The organism is Ensifer sp. M14, from assembly GCF_003355565.1.
Lineage (GTDB): Bacteria > Pseudomonadota > Alphaproteobacteria > Rhizobiales > Rhizobiaceae > Ensifer.
The window spans coordinates 470,267-493,107 of sequence record NZ_QJNR01000007.1; the positions used below are offsets into that span (position 1 = coordinate 470,267).

18 protein-coding genes are annotated in these 22,841 nt (G+C 62.3%); 3 read left to right on the forward strand and 15 right to left on the reverse strand.

The window, feature by feature from the left end:
- Positions 1-6: 6 nt before the first annotated feature.
- From hutU to BLJAPNOD_RS23980, 14 genes are all read right to left on the reverse strand, one after another.
- Complete coding sequence (gene hutU / locus BLJAPNOD_RS23915) at positions 7-1,680, reverse strand: urocanate hydratase (RefSeq protein WP_077505667.1); 1,674 nt, start codon at positions 1,678-1,680, stop codon at positions 7-9.
- Positions 1,681-1,682: 2 nt separating this feature from the next.
- The gene (gene hutG, locus BLJAPNOD_RS23920) at positions 1,683-2,501 is read right to left on the reverse strand and encodes an N-formylglutamate deformylase (RefSeq protein WP_115421699.1); all 819 of its coding nucleotides are present in this window, start codon (positions 2,499-2,501) and stop codon (positions 1,683-1,685) included.
- Between the two features lies 1 nt (position 2,502).
- Positions 2,503-4,038 carry a histidine ammonia-lyase gene (gene hutH, locus BLJAPNOD_RS23925; RefSeq protein WP_115421700.1) on the reverse strand — a complete coding sequence of 512 codons (1,536 nt, stop codon included), beginning with the start codon at positions 4,036-4,038 and terminating at the stop codon, positions 2,503-2,505.
- A complete protein-coding gene (gene hutI, locus BLJAPNOD_RS23930) occupies positions 4,035-5,279 on the reverse strand; it encodes an imidazolonepropionase (protein ID WP_115421701.1) in 1,245 nt (414 codons plus the stop codon). The genes hutH and hutI overlap by 4 nt, the downstream gene beginning before the upstream one ends.
- 192 nt (positions 5,280-5,471) lie before the next feature.
- Entirely contained in the window at positions 5,472-6,059 is a 588-nt protein-coding gene (gene phnN / locus BLJAPNOD_RS23935; protein WP_115421702.1) for a phosphonate metabolism protein/1,5-bisphosphokinase (PRPP-forming) PhnN, read from the reverse strand.
- Complete coding sequence (locus BLJAPNOD_RS23940) at positions 6,056-7,195, reverse strand: alpha-D-ribose 1-methylphosphonate 5-triphosphate diphosphatase (RefSeq protein WP_077505592.1); 1,140 nt, start codon at positions 7,193-7,195, stop codon at positions 6,056-6,058. Before BLJAPNOD_RS23940 ends, phnN begins: the two co-directional genes overlap by 4 nt.
- Position 7,196: 1 nt before the next feature.
- On the reverse strand, positions 7,197-7,904 hold the full coding sequence (locus tag BLJAPNOD_RS23945; protein WP_115421891.1) for a DUF1045 domain-containing protein: 708 nt from the start codon (positions 7,902-7,904) through the stop codon (positions 7,197-7,199).
- A 126-nt stretch (positions 7,905-8,030) separates the two neighbouring features.
- Positions 8,031-9,548, reverse strand: coding sequence for a phosphonate ABC transporter, permease protein PhnE (gene phnE, locus BLJAPNOD_RS23950; protein ID WP_115421892.1), 1,518 nt, complete (start codon positions 9,546-9,548; stop codon positions 8,031-8,033).
- Between the two features lie 9 nt (positions 9,549-9,557).
- Complete coding sequence (gene phnE, locus BLJAPNOD_RS23955) at positions 9,558-10,520, reverse strand: phosphonate ABC transporter, permease protein PhnE (RefSeq protein WP_115421703.1); 963 nt, start codon at positions 10,518-10,520, stop codon at positions 9,558-9,560.
- A 107-nt stretch (positions 10,521-10,627) separates the two neighbouring features.
- Positions 10,628-11,533, reverse strand: coding sequence for a phosphonate ABC transporter substrate-binding protein (gene phnD, locus BLJAPNOD_RS23960; protein WP_077505596.1), 906 nt, complete (start codon positions 11,531-11,533; stop codon positions 10,628-10,630).
- 86 nt (positions 11,534-11,619) lie between these two features.
- Entirely contained in the window at positions 11,620-12,462 is an 843-nt protein-coding gene (gene phnC / locus BLJAPNOD_RS23965; protein ID WP_025428674.1) for a phosphonate ABC transporter ATP-binding protein, read from the reverse strand.
- 167 nt (positions 12,463-12,629) lie between these two features.
- The gene (locus BLJAPNOD_RS23970) at positions 12,630-13,757 is read right to left on the reverse strand and encodes an FAD-binding oxidoreductase (protein WP_115421704.1); all 1,128 of its coding nucleotides are present in this window, start codon (positions 13,755-13,757) and stop codon (positions 12,630-12,632) included.
- 80 nt (positions 13,758-13,837) lie between these two features.
- Positions 13,838-14,794 (reverse strand): LysR family transcriptional regulator, encoded by a 957-nt coding sequence (locus BLJAPNOD_RS23975; protein WP_115421705.1) that lies wholly within the window; start codon positions 14,792-14,794, stop codon positions 13,838-13,840.
- A 188-nt stretch (positions 14,795-14,982) separates the two neighbouring features.
- On the reverse strand, positions 14,983-15,753 hold the full coding sequence (locus tag BLJAPNOD_RS23980; protein WP_115421706.1) for a hypothetical protein: 771 nt from the start codon (positions 15,751-15,753) through the stop codon (positions 14,983-14,985).
- Positions 15,754-15,954: 201 nt separating this feature from the next.
- On the opposite strand from BLJAPNOD_RS23980, the gene BLJAPNOD_RS23985 reads away from it, so the two are divergent.
- Both BLJAPNOD_RS23985 and BLJAPNOD_RS23990 read left to right on the forward strand, forming a co-directional pair.
- A complete protein-coding gene (locus BLJAPNOD_RS23985) occupies positions 15,955-17,142 on the forward strand; it encodes an acyl-CoA dehydrogenase (RefSeq protein ID WP_077505604.1) in 1,188 nt (395 codons plus the stop codon).
- Between the two features lie 10 nt (positions 17,143-17,152).
- Complete coding sequence (locus tag BLJAPNOD_RS23990) at positions 17,153-18,346, forward strand: CaiB/BaiF CoA-transferase family protein (RefSeq protein WP_115421707.1); 1,194 nt, start codon at positions 17,153-17,155, stop codon at positions 18,344-18,346.
- Between the two features lie 60 nt (positions 18,347-18,406).
- Here BLJAPNOD_RS23990 and htpG read toward each other — a convergent pair whose 3' ends face one another.
- Positions 18,407-20,296, reverse strand: a complete 1,890-nt coding sequence (gene htpG / locus BLJAPNOD_RS23995; protein WP_115421708.1) for a molecular chaperone HtpG — start codon at positions 20,294-20,296, stop codon at positions 18,407-18,409.
- 339 nt (positions 20,297-20,635) lie between these two features.
- Between htpG and BLJAPNOD_RS24000 the strand changes: the two genes are divergently transcribed.
- Complete coding sequence (locus BLJAPNOD_RS24000; RefSeq protein ID WP_115421893.1) at positions 20,636-22,840, forward strand: DUF3141 domain-containing protein; 2,205 nt, start codon at positions 20,636-20,638, stop codon at positions 22,838-22,840.
- Position 22,841 lies beyond the last annotated feature (1 nt).

Genomic DNA, 22,841 nt, shown 5'->3' on the forward strand with positions numbered 1-22,841 from the left:
TGTCAATCAATTGCCGAGGATGCCCGGCAGGCGCAGGCCCTTTTCCTTGGCGCAATCGAGCGCGATATCGTAGCCCGCGTCCGCGTGGCGCATCACGCCGGTGGCCGGGTCGTTCCAGAGCACGCGCTCCAGTCGCCTGGCTGCATCATCGGTGCCATCGGCGCAGATGACGACGCCCGAATGCTGCGAGAAGCCCATGCCGACGCCGCCGCCATGGTGCAGCGACACCCAGGTGGCGCCCGACGCGGTGTTGAGGAGCGCGTTCAAGAGCGGCCAGTCGGAGACGGCGTCCGAGCCGTCCTTCATCGCTTCCGTTTCGCGGTTCGGCGAGGCGACCGAGCCGGAATCGAGGTGGTCGCGGCCGATGACGACGGGCGCCTTCAGTTCGCCGTTCCGGACCATCTCGTTGAAGGCGAGGGCGAGGCGGTGGCGGTCGCCGAGGCCGACCCAGCAGATGCGCGCCGGCAGGCCCTGGAACGAGATGCGCTCGCGTGCCATATCGAGCCAGTTGTGAAGGTGGGTGTTGCCTGGGGTCAGTTCCTTGACCTTGGCATCGGTCTTGTAGATGTCTTCCGGATCACCCGACAGGGCGGCCCAGCGGAACGGACCGATGCCGCGGCAAAACAGCGGGCGGATATAGGCCGGCACGAAGCCGGGGAAGGCAAAGGCGTTTTCGAGGCCCTCTTCCTTGGCGACCTGGCGAATGTTGTTGCCGTAGTCGAAGGTCGGGATGCCCATGTCCTGAAACGCGATCATGGCTTCGACATGCTCGCGCATCGAGGCGCGCGCGGCCTTTTCGACCGCCTTCGGATCGCTCTCGCGCTTGGCCTTCCATTCAGCCATGGTCCAGCCCTTGGGCAGGTAGCCGTTGACAGGGTCGTGTGCCGACGTCTGGTCGGTGACCATGTCGGGGCGGATGCCGCGACGGACCATCTCCGGCAGGATTTCTGCGGTGTTGCCGAGCAGGCCGACGGATTTTGCTTCACCGTTCTTCGTCCAGCGGGCGATCATCTCCATAGCCTCGTCGAGCGTTTCGGCCTTTTCATCGACGTAGCGGGTGCGAAGGCGGAAGTCGATCGAGTCAGGATTGCACTCGACGGCAAGGCACGAGGCGCCGGCCATGACGGCTGCCAGCGGCTGCGCACCGCCCATGCCGCCGAGGCCGCCAGTCAGGACCCACTTGCCCTTCAAGCTGCCGCCATAGTGCTGGCGGCCGGCTTCGACGAAGGTTTCGTAGGTGCCCTGAACGATCCCTTGCGTGCCGATATAGATCCACGAGCCGGCCGTCATCTGGCCGTACATCGCCAGACCCTTCTTATCCAGCTCGTTGAAGTGATCCCAGGTGGCCCAATGTGGCACCAGGTTTGAGTTGGCGATCAAAACGCGGGGCGCATCCTTGTGGGTGCGGAAGACGCCGACGGGCTTGCCGGACTGGACCAGCAGCGTTTCGTCCTCGTTGAGGTCCTTCAGCGTCTCGACGATCTTGTCGAAATCGGCCCAGGTGCGGGCGGCGCGGCCGATGCCGCCATAGACCACCAGCTCGTGCGGGTTTTCCGCAACGTTGGGGTCGAGGTTGTTCATCAGCATGCGCAACGGCGCTTCGGTCATCCAGCTCTTGGCGTTGAGCGTGGTGCCCTGCGGGGCGCGCACGTCGCGAATGTTGTGGCGCGGATTGTTCATGTTCATGCCTCGCTCCCTGTCAGCGTTTTAAGGTCGAATGCTTTGTTTTCGATGCGTTGAAGAATGGCCTTGAGCGGCACGCGCAGGCGTTCTGCCTTGCTTGCGTCGAGCGCAAAAGGCGGCTCTTCGGCGGCAAGGTGGGTCGATTGTGCCAGTTCCATTTGGATCGCGTGCACGCCGGTTTCCGGCCGCCCGTAGTGGCGGGTGGTCCAGCCACCCTTGAAACGCCCGTTGAGAACGCTGGTGTAACCCTCGGCCGCCGCGGCGATATCGACGGCGGCCTTCTCGATTTCAGGCGCGCAGGTGCGGCCCATATCCGTGCCGATGTTGAGGTCCGGCAGCTTGCCGTCGAACAGGAACGGGATATGCGAGCGGATCGAGTGGCAGTCGTAGACGATGGCGATGCCATGGATCGCCTTCACCCGCTCGATCTCGGCCAGAAACGCGGCGTGGTAGGGCGCATGGAATTGGCGCAGGCGTTCAGCCGTATCGGCCTCGCTCGGCGCCGCGCCGTCCTTCCAGATCGGCAACCCGTCGAAATCGGTCTCCGGGATGAGGCCGGTGGTGTTCTGCCCGGGGTAGAGGCTGACGTTCTCCGGGGCGCGGTTGGCGTCGATGACATAGCGGTGGAAGGTGGCGCGCACAACGGTGACGTCAGGCAGCAGCCCCTCGTAAAGCTTGTGGATGTGCCAGTCGGTGTCGGCGAGCAGGCGGCCGGTGCCGTTGAGGCGCTCCCAGATTTCGGCTGGCACATCCGTGCCGGTGTGCGGAAAGCCGAGAATGACGGGCGAAGTGCCCTGACGGACTTCGAAGACGCTCATCTCATGCCCCCAGCTTCGGCAGAATACCGGCGGAAATCGCGGCATTCAGCGTGCCTGAGGCGACCAGTTCGCCGGCTGCCTGCAGGTCGTCTGCCAGGTAGCGATCTTCCTCGATTGTCGCAGAGACGGCCCGCAGCGCCGCTGCGGCCTTTCGCAGTTCGGGGCTTGTCGCCAATGGCGCGCGGAACTCGACACCTTGCACGGCCGTCAGCGCCTCGATGCCGATGATCGAGAACAGGTTGTCGGTCATCTGCAGCAGACGGCGTGCGCCGTGGCAGGCCATCGACACATGGTCTTCCTGATTGGCCGAAGTCGGGGTGGAGTCGACCGAGGCTGGGTGCGAGAGCTGCTTGTTTTCCGACATCAAGGCCGCGGACGTCACTTCGGCGATCATCAGGCCGGAGTTGAGGCCTGGCTTCTTGGCGAGAAAGGCCGGAAGGCCGTAGGATAAGGCAGGGTCGACGAGCAGCGCAATGCGCCGCTGTGAAATCGCGCCGATCTCGCAGACCGCGAGCGCGATCTGGTCGGCGGCAAAGGCGACCGGCTCGGCATGGAAGTTGCCACCGGAGACGACGGAATTGTCGGAAAGCACCAGCGGATTGTCGGTAACGGCATTCGCCTCGATTTCGAGGACGCGCGCGACGGAGCGCAAGAGGTCGAGGCAGGCACCGTCCACCTGCGGCTGGCAGCGAATGCAGTAGGGGTCCTGCACTCGCTCGTCGCCTTCGATATGGCTTTCGCGAATGGCCGAGCCTGAAAGAAGTGCGCGAAGGGCGGCCGCGGTGTCGATCTGGCCCTGATGGCCGCGAAGTGTGTGGATGTCGGGATGGAACGGGGCCGACGATCCCATCGCCGCATCGGTCGACATGGCGCCGGTGACGAGTGCGGCCTGGGCGGCGCGGTGGGTGCGGAAGAGGCCGGCGAGAGCAAGTGCCGTGGAGGTCTGGGTACCGTTGATCAGCGCCAGCCCTTCCTTCGCCGCCAGCACGACCGGCGTCAGCCCGGCCTTGGCAAGTGCCGCAGCGCCGGACATGCGGGCACCTGCGAAGAATGCCTCGCCGTGCCCCATCATCACGGCCGCCATATGGGCGAGCGGGGCGAGGTCGCCGGATGCGCCGACCGAGCCCTTTTCCGGGATCACCGGGATGACGCCCTTGTCGAGCATCGCTTCGATCAGCCGGACCAATTCGAGCCGGACGCCCGACGCGCCGCGGCCGAGCGAAACGAGCTTCAGCGACAGGATCAGGCGGACGATGTTTTCGGCCAGCGGCTGACCGACGCCGCAGCAGTGCGACAGGATCAGGTTGCGCTGCAGGGTGGCAACGTCGGCGCTATCGATCTTGATCGACGCCAGTTTGCCGAAGCCGGTGTTGATGCCATAGACGGGCGCGTTACCGGCAACGATCTCGGCGATGCGTCTGGCTGCCTTCTCGATGCCGGCGTCGAAAGACGGATGCAGGCGGGCAGGTTCGCCGGTCCAGTAGATGGTCTCGAGATCCTGAAGCGGAACCGAGCCCGGATGCAGAATGATGGTCATAGACCGGTCCTTTCGCCCCTAAAGATGCGTGTGTGAAGTGGATTGAAGCCGATGCGGTAGACGAGTTCGGCCGGGTCTTCGATGTTCCAGAGTGCGAGGTCGGCTGACTTGCCGACTTCGATGGTGCCGGTCTCGGCGAGAAGGCCGAGCGCACGCGCCGCCTCGCGGGTGACGCCTGCGAGGCATTCGGCAACGGTCAGCCGGAAAAAGGTCGCCGACATGTTCATGGTCAGCAGCAGCGACGTCAGCGGCGAGGTGCCGGGATTGCAGTCTGTCGCAATGGCGATATGCGCACCGGCGGCACGCAGCGCGTCGACCGGCGGCAACTGCTTTTCGCGCAGTGCGTAGAACGCGCCGGGGAGCAGCACGGCAACGGTACCCGATGTGGCGAGCGCCTTCGCGCCGTCAGCGTCAAGATATTCGAGATGGTCGGCGGATAGCGCACCGTAGGAGGCGGCGAGCTTGGCGCCGCCGAGGTTAGACAGCTGTTCGGCATGCAGCTTGACCGGCAGGCCCAAGGCCTTGGCCCGATCGAAGACGCGGGCGATCTCGGCGGTCGAAAACGCGATGCCTTCGCAAAAGCCATCGACGGCATCGACCAGGCCCTCGGCGTGGGCGGCATCAAGACCCGGAAGCACCACTTCGGAAATATAGTCGTCGTTGCGCCCTTTGTATTCGGAGGGCGTCGCATGGGCTGCGAGATAGCTGGTGACGATCCGCACAGGACGTTTCTCGCCAAGCTTGCGTGCGGCGCGCAGCATGTTGAGCTCGGCGTTCATGTTCAGGCCGTAGCCCGACTTGATCTCGACCGTCGAAATGCCTTCGGCCAGCAGGGTGTCGAGCCGCGGCAGCGCGCTTTCGACGAGCGCATCGACCGAGAGCGCATTTGTTGCCTTGACCGAAGAGACGATGCCGCCGCCGGCGCGGGCGATTTCCTCGTAGGAGGCACCTTCAAGCCGCATCTGGAATTCGCGGGCGCGATTGCCGCCGTGCACGAGATGCGTATGGCAATCGATGAAGGCGGGGGTCATCACCCGCCCCTGGCAATCGATCGTTTCAAGCGTGCGAGACAGATCTGAGGGAAGGTCGCTTTCGGCGCCGGCAAAGGCGATGCGTCCGTCGACGATAGCCACCGCGCCCTTTTCCACCATGCCAAGGCCGTCAGGATCCGGTCGCAGCGTCGCGAGGCGCAGATTGCGGCAGATGCCGGACGCTTTTGCGGTGGTCGAAAATTGACTCATCAGCCGATCCCCTCTCGTTGGATATAATGTATATACATAATAAACACCCCGGCAAGGGGAAAAATTGGCTCGTCTGCGGAAAAGGAAAGGGCAGGCGGCAAGGCATTGCCGTCATACGGTTGGCTGCAAATGCAAAAAGACCCCGGAGACTGCTCCGGGGTCCAGAAAATTGGCGTTTGAAAAACACGTCCTTCAGGCCGGATGAGCGGCCTTCATGCGCAGTTTTTCAACGAGATCGACGAAATGCCGCCCGGCAATCTCCAGGCGACCGCTGTTGTCGATCAGCATGACATCCGGACCCGATGTGACGTCGGGCACCTGCCGTGAAAGCCGGCGCAGCACATCCTCTTCGCTTTCGCGTCCACGCTCGGCAAGACGCCTGGCGAGAACGGCGGGCTCGGCCGTGATCACCGCGACGGCGATGTCCCCGAAGGAAGTGCGAAATGCCGGAAGTGCGCTGCGGCTGCCGTTGACGATCGCAGTGGCGCCGTTTTCGACATTGCGGCGAACGTCCTCGGGAATGCCGTATTTCAGACCATGCGCGTCCCAGGACACGGCGAAGGCGCCTGCCTGCTCCATCTCGACGAATTCGGGAATCGAAACGCTCTCATGCACCTCGCCGCCCGCATCGGAGGGCCGCGTGATCACGCGGCGAACGAAGTGGATGTCGGCGCAATCGGAAAAGTGCCGGGCGGCAAAGCCCATGACGCTGTCCTTGCCGGCGCCGCTCGGGCCGACTACGACGACGAGTGCGCCGCGTCTGGGTTCGAACCCACTCATGCGACGCGCCGGCCTTCACGCCAGACCGAACGCACGACTGGAATGCCTTCCTGTCGGTGCACCCGCGAGATGTCGGCGCGCAGACCGACGGCGATGCGGCCGCGATCATCAAGGCCGACGGTGCGGGCGGGTGTCGCACTGACCATGGCAATCGCCTTGGGCAGGTCGATGGCCTCAAGTTCGTCAGCCAGCACGAATGGCGCGTGGATCAGGCTGAATGGCACATAGTCCGACGAAAGCACGTCGAGCACGCCGCGGTCGGCGAGGTCGCGCGCTGCGATATTGCCCGAATGTGACTTGCCGCGCACGATGTTGGGTGCGCCCATCAGCACGCTAAGACCGGCGCGATGGGAGGCTTCGGCTGCCTCGAAGCTGGTCGGGAATTCTGCGAGCTTGATGCCATAGCCGATTGATTCGTCGACATGGGCGATCGTCGCGTCGTCATGGCTCGCGATGGTGATGCCGCGTTCGGCGCAGGCCTTGGCGAGCGCGTCACGGTGCGGACCGGCATATTTCGCCGACAGCGCCTGCTGGCGCGCGACGAATTTTTCGAACTCGGCATCCGACAGGCCGCGCTTGGATTTGTAGTAGAGCGTGTACTGATCCATCGTCTGGAACTGGCGCTGTCCCGGTGCGTGGTCCATCAGCGAAACGAGCTTGACCTGCGGGTCGTTCTGGAAATCCTCGTAGTGGTCGAGCACGTCCGAAGTGGAAACCTCGCAGCGCAGGTGGATCAGGTGGTCGGCGCGCAGGCGGCCCTCCTGCTGGGCTTGCGCCAGTGCGTCGGCCATGCTGCGCATCTCGCCCTTCTGGAAACCACCGTCCTCGTCTGAGCCGAGGCGCAGGCAATCGAACACGGTGGTGATGCCTGATGTGACCACCTGGGCATCATGGGCCTGGATCGCGGCGATCTTCAGCCAGCGAACGCCCGGCCGCGGCGAATAGTGCGCTTCGAGATGGTCGGTGTGCAGCTCGACAAGACCCGGCAGCAGATAATCGCCTTCGAAGTCTTCGCCGGTGCTGGTCGTGCCCTTCGAGATGTCGGCAATCTTGCCGTCGCGGATCAACACAGAACCGTCGAGGATGCTGTCTTCGAGAACGATGCGGGCGTTGGTCAGGACTTGTTCTTTGCTCATCTCATGCGATCTTTCGTTGTGTCGCGCTGCCCAATGGCAGCAGGGAATGGACCAGGAACGGTGCGCCACGGTGCGGCTCGACGAAGAGCGCAACTGACGCAACGTCAAGCGGCTTGCCGATATGCTCGGCAAAGGTGTTCTCAAGCATGGTCCGCATGGGTTTCGCTGTCTCGGCGGGAACGGGCCCGGTCAGCGTCAGGTGGAACTGGAATTCTTCGAAAACATAGGGATACCCCCATTTTCTCAAGTACTCTCTCTGCCGCTCCGGCAGTTTGTCCGGACTGCGCCGTGCCATGTCGGCCTCCGACAGAGGTGCCCGGTACGGCTCGAAATGTTGCACGGCCTGAGCCGCCAGATCCTGCAGCGGCCCGCAATGGGTTGCGGAGACGAGCGCAAAGAAGGGGCCGAGTTGATGCAGCGTCAATTCCGGTATCTCGAAAGGTTCGAGATCTGCGGCAAACGCCTCGAAGGCTGCGACAAGTTCGGCTTCGTTGCTGCCTTCGGCAAGGGCGAAGGGAGCCTTGAGGGTCCCATGAAAACCATAGCGTCGAGGGTCGGCGGTCAATGTATGCCGCGTTTCGGCGTCGAGACCGGCCAGTGCCGGAAATTCACTGGTCTCGCCGGTAAAGGCGTCGCGGCCGAGCCAACGGCCCGCCGTCTGCGACAGCCGGTCATCCGCCGGCGGCGCGAAGTAGATTGCATAACGCACGGTCTTCACTTTCTTGTATCGACCGGCCCGCCGGGACGGCGGGTCGATTGTTCGCGGGACGCGATGCGCAGCTAGCCGATTTCCATGACAACATCATGATGGCGAGGCTGCAAAACGCTCATCTCGTCAATGCGCTTTCTGTCCGATCAGCCGCGAGCGCAAGGCGTTCGAGATGCTGTCGAAAATAAACACAACCAGCAAGATCAGAAGCACCATATAGGCGACATTTTCCCAATCCGAATTGGTGCGCATTGCTTCCCAGAGTTTAAGGCCGATGCCGCCGGCGCCGACGGCGCCGATGATCGTGGCGGAACGCGTGTTGGATTCCCAGAAATAGAGCGCCTGGCTGGCGAAAACCGGCAGCACCTGCGGGAGCACGCCGAACCGCTGCACGGCAAGCGGCGTGGCGCCGACGGATTTCACGCCTTCGCGCTGCTTGTCGTCGATGTTCTCCAGCGCCTCGGAGTAGAGCTTGCCGAGCGTGCCGGTGTCGGTGAAGAAGATCGCCGACATGCCGGCAAGCGGTCCCGGGCCGAAGGCTCGGGTGAAGAACAGGGCCCAGATGAACATGTCGACTGACCGCAGGAAGTCGAAGAAGCGCTTGACGATCTGGTTGGTCAGGAAATTCGGGGTGATGTTGCGGGCGGCCAGGAAGCAGAGCGGGAATGCCACCAGCGAGGCAAACAGCGTGCCGACGAAGGCCATCACCACCGTCTGCAGCAGCTTGGTCCAGACGTCGAGATGCTGCCATTCGGCATTGTAGAGAATGTTGTTCCAGGCGAGCGACAGGTTCGACCGCGTGGGATCGATGCGTTCTCCGCTGGCGATCAGCTTGAGGACTTCGCCGTAGCTCTTGCCGAAGAACGGCGAGTTGGTGTCGAACAGGAAATTGGCCCAGCCGAAGAAGCGGTTGCGCACCGAGACTTCGTCACCTTCGACTTCCGCCCAACCCGTGGCACCGAAGGCAAGCGTGATCTTTTCCCCCGGGCGCTTTTGCGTCGCCCAGGTCGGAAGCACGCCTTGTGGCGTGACCGTGTTCTGGCCATCGACGGCCATAGTCAGCGTTTCGCCGCCATGGGTGGCCCTTACCAGGCCGTCGGAGACTTCGATCTTCGTCGAGCGGTTCAGGGTCACGAGCGCCCGTGTAATGACCTCATCGGTGCGGGTTTCGGTCCGGCTTTTCTCGCTGGCGGCATTGGCGCCACCCAGTGCTGAACCGGGCGTCATGAAGCTGAACGACGAGCTTGTCTTTGGCTTTGAAGCCTGTGTCGTGGACGCGGGGATCTCGACCGTCCGGGTCACTGTTTCCTTGTCGAGTACCACCCATGATGGGTTGGGATTATGCCCGAGCGGCGAGTTGCGCTGGTAATCGAGCGTCATCGTCTTGTCGCGGGCGATCCTGATCTCGGGGCGAACCTCGTAGGAGACCCAATCGGCAAGGTAGGTTCCGGCAATGCCCCAATTGGCGTTGCCGAGCACATGCCCGATCGAAAAGAACCACCAGCTGAAGATGAGGTAGACGACGAGACCGGCGCTGATGAGGATGGTGCGCAGGCGCTTGTTGGAGGAGCCCTGCAGCAAATGCGGGTGACGCGATGCGATCGCATCCATTTCAAGCGGGCTTAGTCTGTTCGCGGAGGTCATGATGCGCACCTACTGGGCAAGCTGGAAGGCCTGGTCGCCGACGAGGCGACGGCGCAGCCATGCGGAAAACTGGTCGACGGCGAAGATCGTCGCAAACAATAGCAGGACGATCGCCAGTGTCTTGGCCTGGTGACCCTGGCCGATCGAAAGGCGCAGCAACTCGCCGATGCCGCCGCCGCCGACGGCGCCGATGATGGTCGAGGCGCGCACGTTGATCTCTAGGCGCAGCAGGAAATAGCTGGCGAAGTTGGGCAGGACCTGCGGCACCATGCCGAACCAGACCCGCTCGATCCAGTTGCCGCCGGCAGCCCGCAGGCCTTCGTCCGGCTTCATGTCGGCATTCTCGACCACTTCGAAGAACAGCTTGCCGAGCGCGCCGATGGTGTGGATCGAAACGGCGGCGATCGCCGGGATCGGCCCGAGCGAGAGGATCGCCAGGAAGAAACCGGCGATGACCACTTCGGGAAAGGCACGCAGGATTTCCATCAGCCGCCGCACGAAACCGCGTATCCACGGGTTGGGCATCAGGTTGCGGGCGGCGAGGAAACAGAAGATGAAGCCGAAGAACGTGCCGATGACGGTGGAGAAGATCGCGATGTTCACGGTCTCCAGCATCTTGTGCACATATTCGGGAATGTAGAAGCTCTCCGTCAGGTAGAGCCGGCCTTCGGGATAATTGTACTTGAAGCTGCCGTCGTCATAGGGCGAAGGCAGGTCGAACATGGCACGGAAGATTTCGAGACCGTCGCGCGGCGCGAGATCTCCGACGAAATCGAAGAAGTGCGGCAAACGGTCGAAGAATTTGCCGGCGTTGGAATCGTTGGCAAACCAGAGCGAGCCGGAAAGAGCGAGCATAAGCACGGCGAAGCCGAGCCAAGAGTAGAGCCGGCGGCGGGAGTTCAGTTCCTGCCAGTGACGCTCGACCAGCGCGCCGTTGTCACTCAGATGCTTCGGGAGCATGGAAGTTGCCATGAATGTTCCGGCAATGCCGGCCTCTGTCGACAGGCGCCACCTGCGCCCTAGCAAAAAGGCGAACGCTGGCCGCTTTGGCGGCCAGCGTCCTTGAATGATCGGGAAGATCAGCCGCCGATCGTTGCCTTGCGGGCGTCGATGATTGGCTTGTAGAAGTCGGCGTTGACTTCGGTGAAGCCGGTGAAATCGCCACCCTGGATGGCGGAGAAGCAGGCGGCATCGGTCTTCGGCAGGTCGAGCATGAACTGCTTGAACTTTGCCTTCATGTCGTCGTTCATCGTCGAGCGCACGACGATCGGACCGTTCGGGATCAGCGGCGACTTCCAGAGTTCGACCAGGTCGTTCATGTCGAGGATGCCCTTGTCGACCATCTTCTTCAGATTGCCCGAGGTGTAGCCGTCCTTGAATTCGCCGACGCCGGAACCGAAGGTCGTGCCGGCATCGAAGGTGCCCTTGACGACTTCGAGAACGAGGTTCTCGTGACCGCCGCCGAAGCCGGTTTCAGCGAAGAATTCCTTGACCGGCGCGCCGATCGATTCCGGCAGGGTCACGAGCGGGACGAGGTAGCCCGAGGTCGAGTCCGGGTCGGCGAAACCGAGCTTCTTACCCTTGAGGTCTTCGAGCTTGGTGATGCCCGAATCCTTGCGGGCAACCATGATCGAGTGGTAGCCGGTCGAACCGTCGGTCTGGACGGTCGTCAGGATCGGCTCGACGGCGTCGGCCTTGGCGAGGTAGATCTTGGCAAAGCCTGAAGCGCCAAGTTCGGCGTAGTCGAGCGTGCCGCCGAGCAGGCCCTGGATGACGCCGTCATAGTCGGCGGCCGGGAATAGCGAGACCTTTTCGACGCCGATTGCAGCCGGCAGCTTGTCGACGATGCACTGGAAGTTGCGCAGGCGGTCGGCTTCGTTTTCGCCGCCGATGATGCCGACGCGGAATTCCTTGAGGTCTTCGGCCTGGGCGTGGCCGAGGAGGGCGAGCAGGGCAACAGTGCCCAGAAGAGCTTTCTTCAGCATAAGGTTCTCCCGTTTCTCCGGCTGTGCCGGATGATATTCGGTTTCAAAGAGGTGCCCTTGACGTGGGCCTTCGATCCTGGCGGGCGTCAGATGCCGGCCAGTGCCAGCGGCTGGAGGCCGGCAGATGCCGTTTGTTCCTGCGGGATTGCCGCCGGAATATTGATGCTTGTCGAGGTCATCGATTCCTCGATGCCCGTGTCGGCGCCATAGATCTCGGCGACGGCGGCCGCCGTCAGATCCTTTGGCTGGCCGTCGAAGACGACGCGGCCATGGGCCATGCCGATGATGCGTTCGCAGTAGTTGCGCGCGGTATCGAGCGTGTGGAGATTGGTGATCACGGTGATGCCGTCGCGCTCGTTGATGTCGCGCAGCGCATCCATGACGATCTTGGCGTTGAGCGGGTCGAGCGAGGCGATCGGCTCGTCAGCGAGCAGAACCTTCGGCTGCTGCATCAGTGCGCGGGCAATCGCCACGCGCTGCTGCTGGCCGCCGGAAAGCGTGCCGGCCGCCTGCAGCGCGGTCTGCTCGATGCCGAGGCGCTCCAGCGCGCCGATCGCCATGATGCGCTCCTCGCGGGTAAACATGTTGAGGATGCTCAGCACCGTCGAACGGTGGTTGAGGCGACCGAGCAGCACATTGGTCAGCACGTCAAGGCGCGGGACCAGATTGAACTGCTGGAAGATCATCGCGCAGTCGCGCTGCCAGTTGCGTAGGGCGGCGCCCCGCAGCGACGAGACTTCCGTGCCTGCAAACTCGATCGAGCCTGAGGACAGGTCGACAAGGCGATTGATCATGCGCAAGAGCGTCGACTTGCCAGCACCAGAGCGGCCGATTACGCCGACCATCTGGCCCTGGGGAATGTCGAATGTAACCGAACTCACGGCTGTCTTCTTGCCGAACTGGCGGGTTACGTTCTTCAACTGAAACATTTCTAGCAGGTCCTCTTTCGGGGAGACCGGTCATCGGTGTGACACCTGCCATAGCGGCGCTTCATGAAAGCGAAATGTCAGTTTCTTGTCGTTTATGTTACAGTTCACACCCTCAAGGATGTCGTTAACAAAATGTGACACATTCAGCGGGACGGGAAGACCCGTGACTACCGCTGGAAGCGCTCGGGGCTAAAGATGGTGGCACCAAGGCCGTGGGCGACGAAGCCCTCGGGCGCGGGCGCGCCGATCAGCAGGTTGGCGGCAAGTGCACCCAACGCGGGCGATGTCAGAATGCCGAAGCCGCCCTGGCCGGCGAGCCAGAAGAAGTCCGGGCGATCCTTCGCATAGCCGATCACGGGCAGCCTGTCGGGTGAGAAACTGCGCAGGCCCGCCCAGCTCTTGAAGATGCGGCGGACCGGGACGGTCGTTGCCTCCTCCACATAATGGGCGGCCCAGGCGACGTCGATTTCTTCCGGCTGGACGTCGCTCGGCTCGCACGGTGTCGCATCGGCGGGGGAAGCCAGCAGCCGTCCACCTTCGGGCTTCATATAGAAGTCTTCGTCGATCTCGTTGATCTCGGGCAGGGTCAGGGCATCGATCTCCGAGGGAAGGTCCACGGTGATCGCGGTGCGGCGGTGCGGCACGATGCCGACTGGCTCCACATCGAAGAGGGCGGCGACTGGATCGGCCCAGCCCCCGGCGGCATTGACGATGACCTTTGCGCAAACCTCGCCTGCACTCGTCGATAGCGCCCAGCCGCCATCCACGCGGCGCGGAGCAATGGCATCACTGCGTTCGATCACCTCCGCGCCATGGCGACGGGCACCACGAAGGTAGCCCTGCATAAGGTTTTCGACCTCGATATCCCAGAAATTGGGATCGTAGAATGCGCTGGCGACGTAATCGCGCCGCAGGACCGGGACAAGGGCGATCGCTTCGTCGACGGTCAGTCTCTTTAGGTCAGGATTGGCCGCGCTCTCTTCGGCAAACACCGTCTCCAGCCGTGACGCCTTCTCTGCGTTGGCGATCATCACGCCACCGCGCTGCTTCAGCAACGGTACTTCGGAAAAACCTTCCGGCGGCTGGTCGAAGAAGGTTTTGGAGATCGCAGCGAGCTTGCACACGTCCGGCGCGTTGTAACCCAGCACGAATTCCGCTGCGGAGCGGCCGGTGCTGTGATAGCCGAGCCCGTCTTCCCGTTCGATGACGGCGACGGAGCGGTGCGGCGCCAGGAAATAGGCAAGCGACAGACCGGCAATGCCACCGCCAATGATAGCCACATCAAACTCACGCATGTCCCGACCTCGCTCCTGATTTGGCCGGACCATAGGCAGAGCATGTTCCGCGTTCAAATTTATAACGGGAAATGTCGCTATCAATTCTGATGATGGTCGAGGCAGTGGTCGAGCGGGGCGGTGTCGGCGACATGCGCGAGGAAGGCGGCTTCGGCAGGGTTGAGAATGGAGTTGGGGTTGGAGATGCGAAACACGTCCGTCGTCGGCAGGTTGTGATAAGGCGGCAGCTGCCAAAGTCGTCCTTCGGCGACCGCTGGTGCCGCCAGATGATCCGGCAGCATGCCGATGCCGATATTGGAGGCGATCAGCCGCATCACCTCCTCGACATTGCAGGATACGGCCCGAACCTGCTGGCCGAACGAGCCGATGGCGCGCACCGCCGTGACGGAGTTCATATGCTGGCCGCCGAGCACGTCGGCGATGAAGGCGATATAGGGATTGCCGCGCAGGTCGTTGAAATCGACGCCCTCGACGCCGAACAGCGGATGATCGCGACCGCAGTAGAGCGCATAGCGTTCGCGGACATGAAAGGCCTTGTTCAGCCAATCCGGGATGTTGCCGTCGCAAAGTCCCATCGTCGCGATATTGCGTTCGACGGCGCTCAGTACGTCCACAGTGGTGGCGACGGTCACCGATATCGTCACCTTTGGATGTTTGGCAAAGAAGCTCTCAAGCTTGCGGTCCCAGGCCGGGTTGTGGGCATGGCTGACGACATGGATGTTGAGATGGCCGGTGATCTCTTCACCTGCGGTTTCCAGAACGTTGGGAAGCCGGATGACGGCCGCGAAGATGTCGCGGCACTGGGCGTGCAACCTGCCGCCGGCATCGGTCAGGTCGAAGCGGCCCGGACGGCGGTCGATGAGCTTTTGCCCGACGGTCTGTTCGAGCCGCTTGAGCGCCATGCTGACGGCTGGCTGCTGCAACAGCAGCCTGTTGGCCGCCGCGGTTATGCTGCCTTCCTCCACCACCACGACAAAGGTGCGCAGAAGGTTCCAGTCGAGATTGTGGGCGAAGCGTTCCAGACGGTCATTGGCCATGGGGGTGGATTACGATGGACCTCTATCAAGTCGATGGCATTTCGGCGCGCATGCTGATGGTCTGCTCAGCAGTTCATCCTTTAGCCTTGTCGCCATATTGTCGCGGATTTGCAACTCGCCCGCCGAACGAAGTCAACGCCGCGCAAGAGAGCCTGCGGGGCGAATAGCCATCCCTACGCCCGAAATATTCAGCCGGTCGTTGCTTCGCCAAAGCCCTTTCGCGGAATGTCACTCTTCGCCGTTACGATTTGGCCTGGCCGAGGCGTGGCAAACTCGAAGGCAAGGCCGGACATGTCCAGTCGGCGCAGCACGGCGTAGAGCATGATCAGCATGCCAAGAAACTCGAGCGTTTCCTCGATCGTAGAGGCCACGAGATAGGCGGGGTTGAAATAGGTCGGGTCGGCCAGCAGGCCGCCCAGTGCTTCGAAGCCGAGAGCGCCGGTGACATAGATGGTGCCGGCGATGAAGAAGAGGTTGCGTATTTCTGCGGGTTGTCTCAACACCCAGCGCAGATAGGCCAGGGCGATGATGGCGGCGAGCACAAGCCCTGGCACGATCCAGGCGAATCCGGCGCCCGTCATGCCCGGCAATGCCAATTTGTCGGTGGCGAGCAACCCATGAAGCTCTGCCGCTTCATCCAGAGACATGTAGGCGAACACGACGCCGAGCCCCCACCATGGCCACGCCGAACCACCTTGTTGCCGTTCGGCCAATCCGACCAACATGCAAGCGGCGGCGACCAGGACGATCAGCACGGAGCTTGCCCAGCTTGGAATGTTCAGTTCTCGATTGAGATCGAAGAGATGGCCGAAACTCGTCACGGTTGCGGTGAGGGGCCCACAGCTCTTCAGCGTCCAGCAAACCATGACGAAGCAATGAATGGCGATCAGACCGGCAACCATCACCGCGATGAACCAGATGAGCGGTGTCAAACGGACATTGCAGATTCGACGATCCATGACGGACGACTCCCATAAAATGTCCCGTTAAGGATATGACAACCATAAGGCTCGGTCCATCAGGCATCACTAAACAAGGTTAAGATCGCCCCGACCGGCAGGGCCATTCCGCAGACGCATGAGGCGGTGCCTCAATTTCGTTTGAAAGCCTTGGTTCTGCTTGCCATAACCGCAAGTGGAAAAATCCGATGGGAGAGAGACATGGCCGGCAAGACGCAATTTCAATGGGATGACGCGTTCCTCCTGGAAGATCAGTTGACCGAGGACGAGCGCATGATCCGCGACACCGCGCGGGCCTATGCGCAGGATCGGCTGCAGCCGCGGGTCATTGCTGCCTACCGCGAAGAATCGACCGATCCGGAAATCTTCCGGGAAATGGGCGAGCTCGGCCTGCTCGGCGCGACGGTATCGGAGACCTATGGTGGCGTCGGCGCTTCCTATGTCGCCTACGGTCTCGTTGCCCGCGAAGTCGAGCGCGTCGATTCGGGCTACCGCTCGATGATGAGTGTGCAGTCTTCGTTGGTCATCTACCCGATCTATGCCTACGGCTCGGAAGAGCAGAAGCAGAAATATCTGCCGAAGCTGATCAGCGGCGAATGGATCGGCTGCTTCGGTTTGACCGAGCCGGATGCCGGCTCCGACCCGGCGGGTATGAAGACCCGGGCGATCAAGACGGAGAGTGGCTACCGTCTCGTCGGTTCGAAGATGTGGATCTCCAATGCGCCGCTCGCCGACGTCTTCGTCGTCTGGGCAAAGTCTGAAGCCCATGGCAACGCCATTCGCGGCTTCGTGCTCGACAAGGGCATGAAGGGACTGTCTGCGCCGAAGATTGCCGGCAAGCTGTCGCTGCGCGCCTCGATCACCGGCGAAATCGTCATGGACAATGTCGAAGTCGGCGACGATGCATTGCTGCCGAATGTCGAGGGCCTCAAGGGTCCGTTCGGCTGCCTCAACCGTGCCCGCTATGGCATTTCGTGGGGCGCGCTCGGTGCGGCCGAATTCTGCTGGCATGCGGCACGTCAATACGGCCTCGACCGCAAGCAGTTCAACCGGCCGCTCGCCCAGACACAGCTGTTCCAGAAGAAGCTCGCCGACATGCAGACCGAGATCTCGCTCGGGCTTCAAGGATCGTTGCGCGTCGGCAGACTGATGGACGAAGGCCGCATGGCGCCTGAAATGATCTCGCTCGTCAAGCGCAACAATTGCGGCAAAGCGCTCGATATCGCCCGCATGGCCCGCGACATGCACGGTGGCAACGGCATCTCCGAGGAATACCAGGTGATGCGCCATATGGTGAACCTCGAGACGGTCAACACCTACGAAGGCACGCATGACGTTCATGCGCTGATCCTCGGCCGCGCCCAGACCGGCCTCCAGGCCTTCTTCTGAGCGGCCGGTCATGGAAGCGCCGCTGAAGGGTATTCGCGTTCTTGAACTTGCCCGCATTCTGGCCGGTCCCTGGATCGGCCAGACGCTCGCCGATCTCGGCGCCGACGTCATCAAGGTGGAAAGCCCGGCGGGTGACGACACCCGCACCTGGGGGCCACCCTTCGTCGCCGGCAAGGACGGAGACAAGCTCGATGCGGCCTATTTTCACGCCTGCAATCGCGGCAAGCGCTCGGTTGTGCTCGATTTCACGACCGAGGAAGGGCAGGAAGCCGTGCGGCGGCTGGTGGCGCAATCCGACGTGCTGCTCGAGAATTTCAAGGTCGGCGGCCTGGAGAAGTACGGCCTCGACTATGAAAGCCTGAGAAAGGTCAATCCGCGGCTGATCTACTGCTCGGTGACGGGCTTCGGCCAGGACGGCCCCTATGCCCATCGCGCCGGCTACGACTATATCGTCCAGGGCATGAGCGGGATCATGGACCTGACCGGCGAGCCGGATCGCGAGCCGCAGAAGATCGGCGTTGCCTTTGCCGATATCTTCACCGGGCTCTACGGCGTCATCGCCGTCCAGGCGGCATTGGCGCAGCGCGAGCGAACCGGCAAGGGGCAGCAGGTCGATATGGCGCTGCTCGACTGCATGACCGGTGTGCTCGCCAATCAGGCGCTCAACTTTCTGGTTTCGGGCAAGGCGCCGCGCCGGCTGGGCAACGCCCATCCGAACATTGCACCCTATCAGGTGTTTCCGACGGCCGACGGCCATCTGATCGTTGCCGTCGGCAACGATCGGCAGTTCGTCAAGTTCTGCAATCTGCTTGAGCGCGGCGATCTGGCGACGGACGAGCGCTATCTGACCAACGCGCTCCGCGTGCACAACCGCGACACGCTGACACCGGCGCTTAGCGCTGAAACGGCAAGGTTCGAGCGGGATACGCTTTTGGCTTTGCTCGAAGAAGCAGGCGTTCCCGGCGGTCCGATCAACTCGGTTGCCGACGTCTTTGCCGATCCGCAGGTCGTACATCGGCAGATGCAGATCGACACACCGCATTCCGGTGCGGCCGACGGAACGTCGCCGGGTGTGCGCACACCGATCTGCTTTTCCGACGCCTCGCTGGTGCTTGATCGCGGAGTTCCGCGTCTCGGCGAACATACGGCCGAAGTGCTGGCGGAGATCGGCATGGCCGAGGTGCCGGAAAAAGCGAAAGGGTGAGGGGGATTTCTCCCGCTCACCCCTTCATCTCCTGCAATTACAGTCTGCTGGACCGGTGCGTTAAACCTTGAGCGCCCGGTTGAAGACGCGCGACAGGCGTTCAGCGAAGGCGCGCGGATCCTGCGGCTTGTCACCATCAAGCACACGGGCCTGGTCGAGCAGAAGCTGAACGGCGTCGGTCCTGAAGGTGCTACCGTCGGCCGGGCAGGCGGCGATAGCCGCAATCAGCGCATGGCCGGGGTTGATTTCCAGGATCGGCTTTGCCGCACCGTCGAGGCGGCCCGCGCCCTGCAGCATCTTTTCGAGCTGGCGGTCGGGGCCATGCTCCGGCGCCACCAGGCAGACGGCGCTTTCCGTCAGCCGATCCGATGTGCGAACCTCCGACACGGCTTCGCCAAGCGTTTCCTTTGCAAAGGCGACGAAGTCTGTCACCGCTTGGCTTGCTTCCGGCGCGTTGTCGGCGCTGCCCTCCGGTTTTGCGACACTGCCGAGATCAGCCGACCCTTGCGTGATCGACTTCATCGGCTTGCCGTCGAAATCCGGCGCCGACGTCACCCAGAAGCTGTCGACCGGGTCGGTCAACAACAGCACTTCGATGCCGCGGGCGCGGAAACCCTCAAGCTGCGGCGATGCCTTGAGTTGGGCCAGGTTGTCGCCGGTGAGGTAATAGATCGCCGACTGGCCGTCTTTCATGTCCTTGACGTAGTCGGCGAGGCTGCGGTGGCCGTCGTCGGACGTGGTCGTGCGGAAGCGGGAAAGCGCAATCAACTGCACACGGCGTTCGAAGTCCTCGTAGATACCTTCCTTCAGCACGCTGCCAAAATTTTCCCAGATCGTGTCGAAGGCCTCGCGGTCGCTCTCCGCCAGCTTTTCGATTGCGGTCAGAACGCGGTTGGTCAGGCCCTTGCGGATACTCGACAGCAACGGACTTTCCTGGATCATTTCGCGCGAAACGTTGAGCGGAAGATCCGAGGTGTCGACCAGGCCACGCACGAAGCGCAGGTAGCGCGGCAGCAATTCCGCCTCGTCGGTGATGAAGACGCGCTTGACGTAAAGCTTCATCCGGCCCTTGCGGTCCTGATCGAAGAGGTCGAAGGGCTTGGAGCCGGGCACAAAGGCAAGTGCGGTATATTCGTGCCGGCCCTCGGCGCGGAAATGAACTGTCAATGCCGGATCGTCATACTGGCCGGAGACGCCGCGGTAGAAGTCGGCGTAGTCTTCCTTGGAAATCTCGCTCTTCTGCTTGGTCCAGAGCGCCGTGCCATCGCCGACGGAGACCGGCTCAGCGCCGGGTTTCTCGACGATTGAGATCGGCACCGGAACGTGGCCTGACTGATCCTTGACGATGCGCTCGACCGTCCAGCGCGAGGTGTAGGTCTTGGCATCTTCCATCAGGTGCAGGGTGATGCGCGTGCCGCGGGCCGGCGCGTCGGCAAGATCGGCGGCTGCCACCGTGTAGCTGCCCTTGCCGTCTGACGACCAGACCCAGGCGTGGTCCGAGCCGGCGCGACGCGAGACGACATCGACGTTATCGGCGACCATGAAGGCGGAATAGAAGCCGACGCCGAACTGGCCGATGAGCTGCGCACCTTCCTTGCCCTGAGCGGCCTCGATGCGCTCCATGAAGGCGCGCGTGCCCGAGCGGGCAATGGTGCCGAGCGCTTCCACGAGTTCGTCGCGGCTCATGCCGATGCCGTTGTCTTCAACGACGAGGCGGTTGTTTTCCTCGTCGAGCGTCAATCGGATGCCGGGCGTGGTGTCGCCGGCCAAAAGCTCGGGCGAGACGATCGCCTCGTAACGCAACTTTTCGCAGGCGTCCGCGGCGTTGGAAATCAGTTCGCGGAGGAAGACGTTCTTGTCGGAATAGACCGAGTGCACCATGAGATGGAGCAGCCTGGCTACATCGGCTTCGAAGACATGTTTCTCTACGGACATTTCAATTTCGCTCATCGCGGTGGGACCTCCTTTGGGTTTCGCCCCAATTGGCAAGCTGCGTCTCAAATTTCAAGGGTTGTCTTGTGGAGTGCATGTTTCTGTACGATGCTGCAGTGCGAAGAAGACGAAACTACAGGTGAGAAGTGGGCGCCGTCGACCGGGTGCGAACCTAGCATATCGCAACGGTGAGAATTCGCGGCAACACTCGGCAGATTTATTCCTTTGGCCCAGATGAGACGTTTCGGGTCGCGTTACGCATGTCGTTCTTGACGTAAATCAACACTTGACCAGTTGCACTGCCCTATAGCGTTCGGGAACAGGCCCGACCCTCAATCAAACCGAGGAGTGGACATCATGCCGAAGCCGACCACCATCCCGACATTTGCTGACGCCTACGCTTATTCGTTGGACGCGTGGCAGCGTTCGGTTCTGTTTCTCGATGTCATGCGTGAGCGCGGCGCCCAATACGAGGAACACCGCACGCAAACCGCTCCAAACGTGCTGGAATTCCAGGTCGAACTCATCCGAGACGGGCGCACGCTCGCGCGGCCGGTGAACTATGCACTGGTCAAGATCGTTCCGCCCGAAGATGTGGCGGTTGAACCGTCGAAGCGACCCTTTGTCGTCGTCGATCCACGTGCCGGCCACGGTCCCGGAATTGGCGGCTTCAAGGCCGATAGCGAAATCGGCGTGGTGCTGAAGGCGGGCCATCCCTGCTATTTCATCGGCTTTCTTCCAGATCCCGTGCCCGGTCAGACCATTGAAGATATTGCTTTTGCCGAGGCGACATTTCTCGAAACCGTTATTGCGCGCCATCCGTCAGCAGACGGCAAGCCGTGCGTGATCGGCAATTGCCAGGCCGGGTGGGCCGTGATGATCGTCGCCGCGCTCAGGCCAGAGCTCTTCGGCCCGATCATTATCGCCGGCGCGCCGCTCTCCTATTGGGCCGGCGTGACGGGGCAGAACCCGATGCGTTATTCCGGCGGACTTCTCGGCGGCAGCTGGTTGACGGCTCTGACCGGCGATCTCGGCGCCGGCATCTTCGATGGCGCCTGGCTGGTGCAAAACTTCGAAAACCAGAACCCAGCCAACACGCTCTGGACCAAGCAGTACAACCTCTATTCGAAGATCGATACCGAAGCGGCGCGCTATCTCGGCTTCGAGCGCTGGTGGGGCGGCCATGTGACGCTGAACGCCGAGGAAATGCAGTTTATCGTCGATGAACTCTTTGTCGGCAACAAGCTTGCAGCCGGCGAGATTCTGGCGTCCGACGGGACCGCGATCGACCTGCGCAACGTAAGTTCGCCAATCGTGGTCTTCTGCTCGAAGGGTGACAACATTACGCCGCCGCCGCAGGCACTCGACTGGATCCTTGATCTCTATGACAGCGTCGACGAGATCCGCGCCTATGGCCAGACCATCGTCTACACCGTACACGAGACGATCGGGCATCTCGGCATCTTCGTGTCGGCCGGTGTTGCGCGCAAGGAGCATGACGAATTCGCTTCCAACATCGACCTGATCGATGTGTTGCCTCCTGGGTTGTACGAGGCCGTGCTGACGCCGGCAAGCGAAGTGGACGAAGGCAGGGAGTTCGCTTCGGGCGAATGGCTGATGCGCTGTGAACCACGCACGCTTGACGATATCCGGGCGCTTGGCGGCAACGACGCCGAGGATGAACGCCTTTTCGCCACCGCGGCGAAACTCTCGGAAGTCAATCTCGCGCTCTACCGCACCTATCTGCAGCCAGCAGTGAAGGCGGCGGTGACGCCGCCCATGGCCGCGGCGATGCGGAACCTGCATCCGCTGCGCCTGCAATATGCGCTGTTCGGGCCAGACAATCCCTTCATGGGTTGGACCAGGGCTCTTGCAGACCAGGTCCGTGAAACCCGCGAACCGGTGGCCCCGGAGAACCCTTTCGTCGCGTGGCAGGAGAGCTTGTCGCAACAGATCGTCGACGGGCTTGAGGGGTGGCGGCGGATGGCTGAGTATTTTTCAGAACAGAGCTTTCACGCCATCTACGGCTCCCCGACCCTACAGGCCGCGCTTGGCATCGACGCAAGCGCCGGGAAGCCGCGCAAGGCAGCAAAAAGCCTTCTGCATCAGAAACTTGTTGAGACGCGGATCGCCGAACTTCGATCCCGAATGGTGCAGGGCGGTATTTGTGAAGGTCTCGCCAGATGCCTGATTTTCGTCGGTATGGCGCGCGGCGGCGCCGACGAGCGCGGCTTCGAGGCCGTGCGTCGGTTGCGTCAGGCTCATTCGCAGACGAGGCAATTGGACCTTGCCGCGTTCAAGGCGGTAATGCGGGAGCAATACTTCATGCTGCTGATTGACCAAGATGCCGCCCTTGCGGCCCTTCCGAAGTTGTTGCCGGATGCGATGGAGGAGCGGCGATCGGCTTTTGCCGCCCTTCGAGAAGTCCTCGAAGCGTCCGGTGCGGTGAAGGGGGGGGCAGCCGAGCGGCTGCAACGGGTGGCGACGCTCTTTCGCCTCGACAGCGAACCGCCGGTCTTGATGACTGCCGGCAAGACCGTTCGCCATCGCAAGGCATACTGAT

What these genes read in the sequence shown, in the direction of transcription:
- hutU (WP_077505667.1), bottom strand. Translation starts at nt 1,680, where the DNA reads ATGAACAATCCGCGCCACAACATTCGCGACGTGCGCGCCCCGCAGGGC.
- hutG (WP_115421699.1), bottom strand. Translation starts at nt 2,501, where the DNA reads ATGAGCGTCTTCGAAGTCCGTCAGGGCACTTCGCCCGTCATTCTCGGC.
- hutH (WP_115421700.1), bottom strand. Translation starts at nt 4,038, where the DNA reads ATGACCATCATTCTGCATCCGGGCTCGGTTCCGCTTCAGGATCTCGAG.
- hutI (WP_115421701.1), bottom strand. Translation starts at nt 5,279, where the DNA reads ATGAGTCAATTTTCGACCACCGCAAAAGCGTCCGGCATCTGCCGCAAT.
- phnN (WP_115421702.1), bottom strand. Translation starts at nt 6,059, where the DNA reads ATGAGTGGGTTCGAACCCAGACGCGGCGCACTCGTCGTCGTAGTCGGC.
- BLJAPNOD_RS23940 (WP_077505592.1), bottom strand. Translation starts at nt 7,195, where the DNA reads ATGAGCAAAGAACAAGTCCTGACCAACGCCCGCATCGTTCTCGAAGAC.
- phnE (WP_115421892.1), bottom strand. Translation starts at nt 9,548, where the DNA reads ATGACCTCCGCGAACAGACTAAGCCCGCTTGAAATGGATGCGATCGCA.
- phnE (WP_115421703.1), bottom strand. Translation starts at nt 10,520, where the DNA reads ATGGCAACTTCCATGCTCCCGAAGCATCTGAGTGACAACGGCGCGCTG.
- phnD (WP_077505596.1), bottom strand. Translation starts at nt 11,533, where the DNA reads ATGCTGAAGAAAGCTCTTCTGGGCACTGTTGCCCTGCTCGCCCTCCTC.
- phnC (WP_025428674.1), bottom strand. Translation starts at nt 12,462, where the DNA reads ATGTTTCAGTTGAAGAACGTAACCCGCCAGTTCGGCAAGAAGACAGCC.
- BLJAPNOD_RS23970 (WP_115421704.1), bottom strand. Translation starts at nt 13,757, where the DNA reads ATGCGTGAGTTTGATGTGGCTATCATTGGCGGTGGCATTGCCGGTCTG.
- BLJAPNOD_RS23975 (WP_115421705.1), bottom strand. Translation starts at nt 14,794, where the DNA reads ATGGCCAATGACCGTCTGGAACGCTTCGCCCACAATCTCGACTGGAAC.
- BLJAPNOD_RS23980 (WP_115421706.1), bottom strand. Translation starts at nt 15,753, where the DNA reads ATGGATCGTCGAATCTGCAATGTCCGTTTGACACCGCTCATCTGGTTC.
- BLJAPNOD_RS23985 (WP_077505604.1), top strand. Translation starts at nt 15,955, where the DNA reads ATGGCCGGCAAGACGCAATTTCAATGGGATGACGCGTTCCTCCTGGAA.
- BLJAPNOD_RS23990 (WP_115421707.1), top strand. Translation starts at nt 17,153, where the DNA reads ATGGAAGCGCCGCTGAAGGGTATTCGCGTTCTTGAACTTGCCCGCATT.
- htpG (WP_115421708.1), bottom strand. Translation starts at nt 20,296, where the DNA reads ATGAGCGAAATTGAAATGTCCGTAGAGAAACATGTCTTCGAAGCCGAT.
- BLJAPNOD_RS24000 (WP_115421893.1), top strand. Translation starts at nt 20,636, where the DNA reads ATGCCGAAGCCGACCACCATCCCGACATTTGCTGACGCCTACGCTTAT.